The sequence below is a fragment of the Ilumatobacter nonamiensis YM16-303 genome (assembly GCF_000350145.1).
GTDB classification, from domain to species: Bacteria; Actinomycetota; Acidimicrobiia; order Acidimicrobiales; family Ilumatobacteraceae; genus Ilumatobacter_A; species Ilumatobacter_A nonamiensis.
In genome coordinates, this window is the sequence record NZ_BAOL01000312.1 from 1 (window position 1) to 516 (window position 516).

The 516-nt window shown below is 66.1% G+C and carries 1 protein-coding gene; it reads right to left on the minus strand.

Annotated elements, in window-relative coordinates; genetic code table 11:
• Positions 1-303: LLM class flavin-dependent oxidoreductase (locus ON45_RS20225; protein WP_040496536.1), on the minus strand; the 303-nt coding region annotated here is incomplete at its 3' end.
• Positions 304-516: the final 213 nt, after the last annotated feature.

Sequence of the window (516 nt, forward strand, 5' to 3'; positions counted from 1 at the left end):
GTGGTCGATGCTCGCGAGTTGTTTGGCGAGCATCACCGGGTGATGGAGGGGGAGCTCGATGATCCCCGATGCCACGTTGATCGAGGTGGTCTCGGCTGCGATCAGGGTGAGCGCCACGATCGTGTCGATGAACGGCAGCGTGGGCGGCATCGAGAACGACTCCGGGTGCGGGTCAGGGAGCACGAGGTGCTCGCCGGTCCACAGCGACTCGAACCCCGCAGCCTCTGCGTGCTGGGCGACACGCACCGCATGCTCCGGGTTTGCGCAGGTCCCGTAGTTCATCGCGAACAGCCCGTACTTCATGAATCGACCGTAGTCACGTCGCACCATCAGCCCGACGCGGATTGTCAGGCGGCGTTTCCAACCGACGTCGACGCTGCGAGATGCGACGAGCGAACTGGCCGAGCGACACCGACCAGCGCGAGAACCGGCAGGCCCGTAGGTGGTTGACGACCTATGGGACGGCGACCGCCCGGCCCGGCAATACGGCGCACCTCGACGAGCGCAACAGTGCCG